General features: G+C 60.2%; 8 protein-coding genes. 4 read left to right on the forward strand and 4 right to left on the reverse strand.

Going from position 1 to position 7781, the window contains the following annotated elements:
- Positions 1 to 240: 240 nt before the first annotated feature.
- Positions 241 to 504, reverse strand: a complete 264-nt coding sequence (locus ACS5Q1_RS45175; protein ID WP_473104336.1) for a hypothetical protein — start codon at positions 502 to 504, stop codon at positions 241 to 243.
- A gap of 740 nt (positions 505 to 1244) precedes the next feature.
- Positions 1245 to 1847, reverse strand: coding sequence for a hypothetical protein (locus tag ACS5Q1_RS45180; protein ID WP_473104337.1), 603 nt, complete (start codon positions 1845 to 1847; stop codon positions 1245 to 1247).
- A 501-nt stretch (positions 1848 to 2348) separates the two neighbouring features.
- Between ACS5Q1_RS45180 and ACS5Q1_RS45185 the strand changes: the two genes are divergently transcribed.
- The gene (locus ACS5Q1_RS45185) at positions 2349 to 2693 is read left to right on the forward strand and encodes a hypothetical protein (RefSeq protein WP_473104338.1); all 345 of its coding nucleotides are present in this window, start codon (positions 2349 to 2351) and stop codon (positions 2691 to 2693) included.
- Between the two features lie 92 nt (positions 2694 to 2785).
- Here the strand turns inward: ACS5Q1_RS45185 and ACS5Q1_RS45190 are convergent, their stop codons facing one another.
- The gene (locus tag ACS5Q1_RS45190) at positions 2786 to 3619 is read right to left on the reverse strand and encodes a cyclase family protein (RefSeq protein WP_473104339.1); all 834 of its coding nucleotides are present in this window, start codon (positions 3617 to 3619) and stop codon (positions 2786 to 2788) included.
- Between the two features lie 134 nt (positions 3620 to 3753).
- On the opposite strand from ACS5Q1_RS45190, the gene ACS5Q1_RS45195 reads away from it, so the two are divergent.
- Both ACS5Q1_RS45195 and ACS5Q1_RS45200 read left to right on the forward strand, forming a co-directional pair.
- Positions 3754 to 4149 (forward strand): carboxymuconolactone decarboxylase family protein, encoded by a 396-nt coding sequence (locus tag ACS5Q1_RS45195; protein ID WP_473104340.1) that lies wholly within the window; start codon positions 3754 to 3756, stop codon positions 4147 to 4149.
- Between the two features lie 244 nt (positions 4150 to 4393).
- The gene (locus tag ACS5Q1_RS45200; protein ID WP_473104341.1) at positions 4394 to 4666 is read left to right on the forward strand and encodes a DUF2312 domain-containing protein; all 273 of its coding nucleotides are present in this window, start codon (positions 4394 to 4396) and stop codon (positions 4664 to 4666) included.
- 121 nt (positions 4667 to 4787) lie between these two features.
- Here the strand turns inward: ACS5Q1_RS45200 and recA are convergent, their stop codons facing one another.
- Complete coding sequence (gene recA / locus ACS5Q1_RS45205) at positions 4788 to 5828, reverse strand: recombinase RecA (RefSeq protein WP_181052585.1); 1041 nt, start codon at positions 5826 to 5828, stop codon at positions 4788 to 4790.
- A 169-nt stretch (positions 5829 to 5997) separates the two neighbouring features.
- Between recA and ACS5Q1_RS45210 the strand changes: the two genes are divergently transcribed.
- On the forward strand, positions 5998 to 7781 hold a 1784-nt coding region (locus ACS5Q1_RS45210; protein ID WP_473104342.1), incomplete at its 3' end, for an ATP-dependent helicase.

The following is a 7781-nucleotide window of genomic DNA, read 5'->3' on the forward strand; positions in this document are numbered from 1 at the left end:
GATTATTCGCCCCTCGGGGCATCCAGTTGGCACGGTGATGATGAGATGATGTGAAGCTACAGCGGATATGGACCGCCGGAACTGGAGAACCCGTGGTGTTGTCTTGCGTCAGCCATGCGCGATACCGTGAGAGGGGCCAGCTTCAGCGTAAAACATCAGGGCCTGCGGTCATGCAGCACCGCATTCAAAGGCCGGAGACATGACCGCACCCGCCCCGCTAGGCCCAAGCATCATCAACAATCACGTTGCCAAACGGGCGCCATCCAGACATGACAACACCCCTTCCGCTTCCACCCAGGCGATCAGGAACGAGGGTGTCAGCGGGGAGCCGGAGCGGTCGACCATTGCGACACGGTCCTTATGCAGCGTGAAAGCGATCTTTCTGATCCGCGGCAGATCCACCACGACACTGGGATAACGCGGAATGAAATCGACCGTCTCACGCAGATACTCCGTGTCGCCATAGGTCCAGTCGAATTTCGCGTTGTTCAGCAGTTGTCGCATCAGGGCAAAGCGCTCCGGTGTTATGCCGCCTGCTCCATCTGGTCGATGTTGCACTGGTAGACAGTGAAGGTGACCGCGATGATCGACGGGTTCTTCAATACCAACTGCGGTCAGGCTATGCGGTCGAACCTAGGGCACATACCCGAACGGCGGGTCGGTGGAAACTGGGGCTGTCAGTAGGTTAGCGCCGCTTCTCAGCTGCCTTCCTCACCTCTCGTGCCGTGACCCGTCGGGAAGGTGCGGAAGGATCATATCGAGAGCGTTTCCGAAACTCCTCCAGCGTCTGCTCTCTGGCAAGGATTTGTCGCAGTTCTTCTAGAGCAGGGTGCAGGGACTGGTTCGTGTCGGGCTTCGTCTTGCTCATACGCGGTACCTTTTGCCGAGGACACAAGCTCTACTGCGAAGATAAGGCGAATTAGTTCGTCACGACGGCAAACAAACTCTCTCCAAAACCCTAACAAATCCTTCATCTTCTTTGTTGTCGCTCCCCATTACTGTGAGTGGAGGACCGGTCTTTGTGCGCACGAGACAACCGTCCGCGAAAGTTACGCGAAACACCTATCTTAACAAGGAGTCTGTAACCGATGCAGTGCCGGGAACTTCCAACAGGAGGATCTCATGCGTGCAATGCTGCATGAGGGGCCTGATCAGTCGCGCCCGACCTCCTGGGCAGCCAATCGGTTTCGCACCTTCTCCCCACCGTCGGGCGTAGAGGTCTGCGCTAGCCATAGGGATGTTGTCTACCGCGCTGGCGTCTCCGCTGACTTCGTCAGCTGCCGCAAGGCTGCTGTATCCAGTTCACTGACGACGGTCAGTTCTTTGCCACGAGGCCTCTCAGCTGGCTTTTGGGTGCCCGATGACGAATTATCGACTGCCGCAACCTGCGGATTGCGAGGCTGTTTCTCCGGCAGTTTTGCTGAGACTGCTTTGTCCTTTTGGGCCTTGTTGGTCTTCTCCCCGATGGACCCGGTAGTAGATACGTCATCGTTGACGTCATTGGGTCGGAGGTTTGCACCCTTGGCATCAGGCTTGGCGCGAGGACGATCCGCCACCGTTTGATCACGTGACTGAGTAAGCCGATTGATCTCCCTCTGAGCCGATTCAAGTCCTCCGCGGAGCTGCGCCACGCCAGAGAGTGAGACTTGGGCCTTCGTGGTCTCGGCAAGAAGCTGGCTTTGGGTTGCTTGCAGGCCTTCGACCTGGTTACGAAGCTGGCGCTCGACCTCAGCCGACGTGTGCCGCGAGAGGGCAAAGGAGACCCATCCTGCGGCAGCTGACAGGCTGAGCGCCAAGATGAGACCGTGGCGTACGTTCGATAGCCGCAGCGCAGACTTTCGGAACATTGGCAACTCCCCGCATACACAACATGATTGAAATCCAGCGCTGCTCATCCAGACCCGCAGTTTGGGCGACAAAGAGGCTTAAACGAACCGGCTCACGCAATCGGCCGCCGTGTTGCAGGTGTTTTTGTTGTCTTGGTTAAGGCCATGTAAAAACAGAGAGCTAATGAGCGGTAATGTCCTGCCCGCAGTGGAAGCGTTACAAGTTTGATGATTCGAAATGGGTCACAGTGCTCATCGAGGACGCATGCGGCACGGATGTACTATTGCGGAGTGCTATACTGTCGACGGGCCAGTATCCTTCGATACGATGTTGGTAAGTCTGCGAGGAATCGACAAGAGACCCGAGCCATGCGAGTGCTGGAAACGCCGTGTCCCAGATAGGGATGAATATTGCCTTCAGCGTCCTGCCTCAAACCGCTAGGGGATAAGCGTTCGGCTCCAGGGACTCCTCACATCGGATCAGGGTATAAGCAAGGGCAGAATGGACCGAAGGACACGGCCATGGCTCAAGCACTTCTCGGACGGCACTCTTGCGTTGCGGGCATTGGGGGCCGTGCCAACGACAATGAGCTTCCGATCCGTCACGCCATCGATGCAGGTCAGGGCGTGCCTGAAGAACTGATCGAGGCCGGGCTCGTGACTGATGAGGAGATGGTGATCGTCCGCGATCCGATCTCGGGCGATTGGCTCGTCGAGGACTACGCCGGGGAGGCGGTGCTCTTTCACATGCCGCGAGGTTGCTCCCTCGACGAGGTCAAGCGTGCAGCGGCGGTCTATGCCGCAGCCTTCAGAAGCGGGTTCGAGCAAGGAAGGTTCGTTGCTCTCGCGACGCATATTCTCCGCTGAAGAACTCCGCAGATATAATCAACTCGCCCGCGCTTCCTGTGACAGAACCTTCCTCTCTCGACGGATTGCCCATCTACACCCAGGATCGCCCCTCAGACAAAGGCGAACACGCGGCAAGGGCCGCCGGTGCCCCCGCGGATCTTCTGGGCACCGACCACGAGCATCGCGCCCTTTTCCGGCAGGCGGCCCAGATTGGCCACGGCTTCCAGGCCCCACCGCCCGCTCGGCAGCCAGGCATTGTGAGTGGCGAAGTCGGGCGAGGGGCCGAAATCGAGCGAGAGCGTGTCCACGGCGATGCCCGAGGCTGTTGTCGTCTCGAGGAGCATCTTCGCCGCCTCCACATGGAAGCCGGGAAAATGCATCACCTTCTTGTCGTCCGCATTGCGGAACTTCGGCCCGCTCACGTGAGCATCCCAGCCCGAGTTCATTGCCACACAAGCTCTGTCCGGGAGCGGGCCGTTCTTGGCAATCCAGGCCTTGATGTCATCGGGCGTGACTTGCACGTCGGGATTGGCAGCCGCCTTCTCCCGAATGTCGATGATGGCAAGCGGCACCACAAGATTTTCGACCGGGATCTCCGCCACACTCTGGCCGTCCGGCGAGAAATGCAGTGGCGCGTCCATGTGGGTTCCGGTGTGTTCGTTGATCACCCACTCGTTCAGATTGAACTTGTGGTCCTTGTAGGTGAACTTCGGCACCATCTTGAGCTGGGGATCGCCGAAGTAGGTGGGGAAGTCAGGGTGGAGTTCGTGGGTCAAATCCCGGACCCCGCTGGTGGAGACCGCCACGGTGGGGGCCTGCGCCTGTGCCGGTGCGGCGATGCTTCCAACCGTCGCTGCAGCTGCCGCAGCGGCCGCGCCGCGGAAGAGGCTGCGGCGGTCGAGCATGGTTTCCTTCACTTGGTCGATCACGCAATGCTGGCACATGACGATAACTCCCTGCTGAAGGCGGCCCTGCAAGCCCCTGGGACTGGAACTTATGGCTCGCAGCCCTGTCAACAAGCACCCTGCTGGCGAACCAGGTGCGATGGGTTAGGGTGCGGCTTTGCATGGAGGCCCACATGGCGACTGTTAGACTGCTCACCGATGACGAACTCTCGCCGGAGGCGCGCGCCGTCTTTGACGACATCCGCGCGGTTCGGCAAACCGACTTCATCAACAATTTCTGGCGCGCACTCGCTCACGATCCGGTCACGCTCGAACGCACGTGGGAGAGCATCAAGCAGGTAATGAGGCCAGGAGCGCTTGATGCCAAGACCAAGGAGATGCTCTATGTGGCCGTCTCGATTGCTCATGGCTGCAACTACTGCATCCACTCCCATACGGCGGCAGCTCGCGCCAAGGGAATGACTGAAGCTGAGTATGCCGAGTTGGTTGCGATCGTCGGGATGGCGTCTGAGACAAACCGCATCGTTACGGGACTCGGGGTCGAGGTCGATGACGCGTTCAAGCTCTGACAGTAGGTGCCGCCATCAGCACGAATGGGCCGAGAGCGTTCGCAGCCGGAATGCGCGACTGAGACTCCCCTGCCCTTTGGGGAGCTCTGCTTTGCCGCGAAGAGCTCATAACGGCGAGACTTCTGAATTATCCGAATTCCTGGCGTTCCCTGTTGGTCGCGTCTTGCACGGCGGATGATCTGGTTAACCCCGTTCTTACCCCCATGGTGGATAGTACCCGCCCATATCCAGCAAAGGAGAAGCCATGAGTGACGTCGTTGGAATTCCGGGCAATCGGATCCGCTCGTTCGTGGAGCGCATCGAGCAGATCGAGAACGAGATCAAGGAGCTGACCGAGGCCAAGAAGGAAATCTTCTCCGAGGCCAAGGGCGAGGGCTTCGACGTGAAGATCCTCAAGGAGATCATCAAGCTGCGCAAGCAGGATCAGGACGAGCGCGACGAGCACGAGTCTCTGCTCGACGTCTACATGCGCGCCATGGATGAGGCCGGACCGGCGCCCGTTGCCGAGGCCGCTTAATAGCGTTTTGGACAAATCAGATTGCGAGAAGGCCGCCTACAAAGAGGCGGCCTTTTACTTTCCTGCATAGTGAAGAGCCCTCTGCCGCACAGGGTTAGGGGCTCTGCTTCAGGGGGTGTCCTCAGGCTGCATCCTCTGATGCGCCCACGTCGTCGTTGCCCTGTAGCTCCGCAATCAGGAGACCAGCATTCTGACGGATCTTGCCTTCGATCTCCGCGGCGACCTCCGGATTGTCCTTCAGGAAGGTCTTGGCATTCTCTCGCCCCTGTCCGAGACGCTGGCTGTCATAGGAGAACCAAGCGCCAGACTTCTCGACTACATTGGCCTTTACACCGAGATCGATCAGTTCTCCCATCTTCGAGATGCCTTCACCGAACATGATGTCGAACTCGACCTGCTTGAAAGGCGGAGCGACCTTGTTCTTGACCACCTTCACCCGCACCTGGTTGCCGATCGGCTCATCCCGATCCTTCAGAGTGGACGTGCGTCGGATATCGAGGCGCACGGAGGCATAGAATTTGAGCGCGTTGCCACCCGTCGTGGTCTCAGGGCTGCCGTACATGACGCCAATCTTCATCCGGATCTGGTTGATGAAGATCACCATCGTCTTGGTGCGGCTGATCGAACCGGTAAGCTTGCGTAGCGCCTGGCTCATCAGGCGGGCCTGGAGACCGGGACGGCTCTCGCCCATCTCGCCCTCGATCTCGGCCTTAGGCGTGAGGGCCGCCACTGAGTCGATGACCAGAATATCCACAGAGCTTGAGCGCACGAGCGTATCGGCAATCTCGAGTGCCTGTTCGCCATTATCAGGTTGGGACACGAGGAGATCGTCCAGATTTACGCCGAGCTTGCGCGCGTAGACCGGATCCAGCGCATGTTCGGCGTCGATGAAACCGCAGACGCCACCCTTCTTCTGAGCCTCGGCAATCGTCTGGAGCGCGAGCGTCGTCTTTCCGGACGATTCCGGCCCATAGACCTCAATGATCCGGCCGCGCGGCAGACCGCCGACGCCGAGAGCGATGTCGAGCCCCAGCGATCCGGTGGAGACCGTCTCCACTTCGACAACCTGATCGCCGCCGAGGCGCATGATGGCGCCCTTGCCAAAGGCCCGTTCAATCTGACTGACGGCAGTCTCGATTGCTTTTGTCTTATCCGTGGTCATCCCGAATCCAGTGCTTAACAGAAGAGCCTGACCCTAAGGATTTGTGTGGCGAAAGAAAGAACAAATAGCGAACATATTGTCGCGATCCTTTCCTGCGGCGACAAGCTGAGCCATTGCGAACAAAACAGGAATGAGGATCTATACCAGCCCAGAGAGGAATGATTCGACTGTGTCTGCGAACCCTGCCTACCTTGACCAACTCAACCCACGGCAGCGTCAGGCGGTCGAGCACGGTGTTCTGGCCGATGGCTCACATTCGGCTGCGCCACTTCTGGTTATCGCCGGCGCAGGTTCGGGCAAGACCAACACCCTGGCCCATCGTGTGGCGCATCTGATCGTCAACGGCGCCGATCCCCGCCGCATCCTCCTGCTGACCTTCTCCCGCCGGGCCGCGGCCGAGATGGCACGCCGGGTCGAGCGGATCGCGGGCCAAGTTCTGGGCTTGTGCGCAGGCGTGATGACCGACGCCCTGACCTGGGCCGGGACGTTCCACGGCATCGGTGCCAGGCTTCTGCGCGACTATGCGCCGGAGATCGGGCTCGATCCCGCCTTCTCGATCCACGACCGCGAGGACTCGGCCGACCTGATGAACCTCGTCCGGCACGAACTCGGTTTCTCCACCACCCAGAACCGCTTCCCCACGAAGGCAACCTGTCTGGCGATCTATTCCCGCTGCGTGAATGCCGAGACGGCTCTCGAGGAGGTGCTCCGCACTTCATACCCATGGTGCGCCGGCTGGGCCGCCGAGTTGCGGCAGTTGTTCGCAGCCTACGTTGAAGCCAAGCAGCGCCAGAACGTGCTCGATTACGACGATCTCCTGCTCTACTGGGCCCAGATGATGGCCGAGCAGTCAATTGCCGCCGAACTCGGTGGGCGGTTCGACCATGTCCTTGTCGATGAGTACCAGGACACCAACAGGCTCCAGTCTTCGATCCTGCTGGCCCTCAAGCCGAGCGGCCAGGGCCTCACGGTGGTCGGGGACGATGCCCAGTCAATCTATTCCTTCCGCGCAGCGACCGTCCGCAACATCCTGGACTTTCCCAAGCAGTTCATGCCGCAGGCCGAGATCGTCACCCTCGACCGCAACTACCGCTCATCCCAGCCGATCCTGGCCGCGGCCAATGCGGTGATCGAGCTCGCCTCGGAGCGCTTCACCAAAAACCTCTGGACAGATCGGGCCTCCACTGAGCGGCCGCAACTGGTGGCCGTGCGCGACGAGTCCGACCAGGCGGGTTACGTGGTCGAGCAGGTATTGGCGAACCGCGAGAATGGAAACAGCCTCAAGCAGCAGGCGGTGCTGTTTCGGACCTCGCACCACTCCGGCTCCTTGGAGGTGGAGCTAACCCGCCGCAACATTCCCTTCGTGAAGTTCGGCGGCCTCAAGTTCCTCGATGCCGCTCACGTCAAGGATCTGCTCGCGATGCTGCGGTTCGTGCAGAACCCGCGCGATCGGGTCGCCGGCTTCCGGCTGATGCAGCTTTTGCCCGGCGTCGGCCCGACTTCGGCTCAGCGGGTGCTCGATCGCATGCATGATGCCGCCGATCCGATCGGGGCTCTGATCGAGGCCCCTGCCCCGCCCCGGGCGGGAGACGAGTGGCCCTCCTTCGTCGACACGATCACGCAACTTCGCGCTGGTACCACAGGATGGCCGGCGGAACTCGACCAGGCGCGGACCTGGTACGAGCCACACCTCGAGCGCATGCATGAGGACGCCGCGACACGCAAAGCCGACCTGATCCAGTTGGAGCAGATCGCGGCCGGTTATCCCTCCCGCGAGCGTTTCCTCACAGAGCTCACGCTCGATCCGCCGGATGCCACGAGCGATCAGGCTGGCGTACCTCTGCGCGACGAGGACTATCTGATCCTGTCGACGATCCATTCCGCCAAGGGCCAGGAGTGGAAGTCGGTGTTCGTCCTGAACGTCGTCGACGGCTGCATCCCATCGGATCTCGG

It is taken from the genome of Microvirga sp. GN3, from assembly GCF_055792825.1.

Excerpts from the sequence above, each read along its gene's own strand:
- ACS5Q1_RS45190 (WP_473104339.1), bottom strand. The coding sequence starts at position 3,619 with ATGTGCCAGCATTGCGTGATCGACCAAGTGAAGGAAACCATGCTCGAC.
- ACS5Q1_RS45200 (WP_473104341.1), top strand. The coding sequence starts at position 4,394 with ATGAGTGACGTCGTTGGAATTCCGGGCAATCGGATCCGCTCGTTCGTG.
- ACS5Q1_RS45175 (WP_473104336.1), bottom strand. The coding sequence starts at position 504 with ATGCGACAACTGCTGAACAACGCGAAATTCGACTGGACCTATGGCGAC.
- recA (WP_181052585.1), bottom strand. The coding sequence starts at position 5,828 with ATGACCACGGATAAGACAAAAGCAATCGAGACTGCCGTCAGTCAGATT.
- ACS5Q1_RS45195 (WP_473104340.1), top strand. The coding sequence starts at position 3,754 with ATGGCGACTGTTAGACTGCTCACCGATGACGAACTCTCGCCGGAGGCG.
- ACS5Q1_RS45180 (WP_473104337.1), bottom strand. The coding sequence starts at position 1,847 with ATGTTCCGAAAGTCTGCGCTGCGGCTATCGAACGTACGCCACGGTCTC.
- ACS5Q1_RS45185 (WP_473104338.1), top strand. The coding sequence starts at position 2,349 with ATGGCTCAAGCACTTCTCGGACGGCACTCTTGCGTTGCGGGCATTGGG.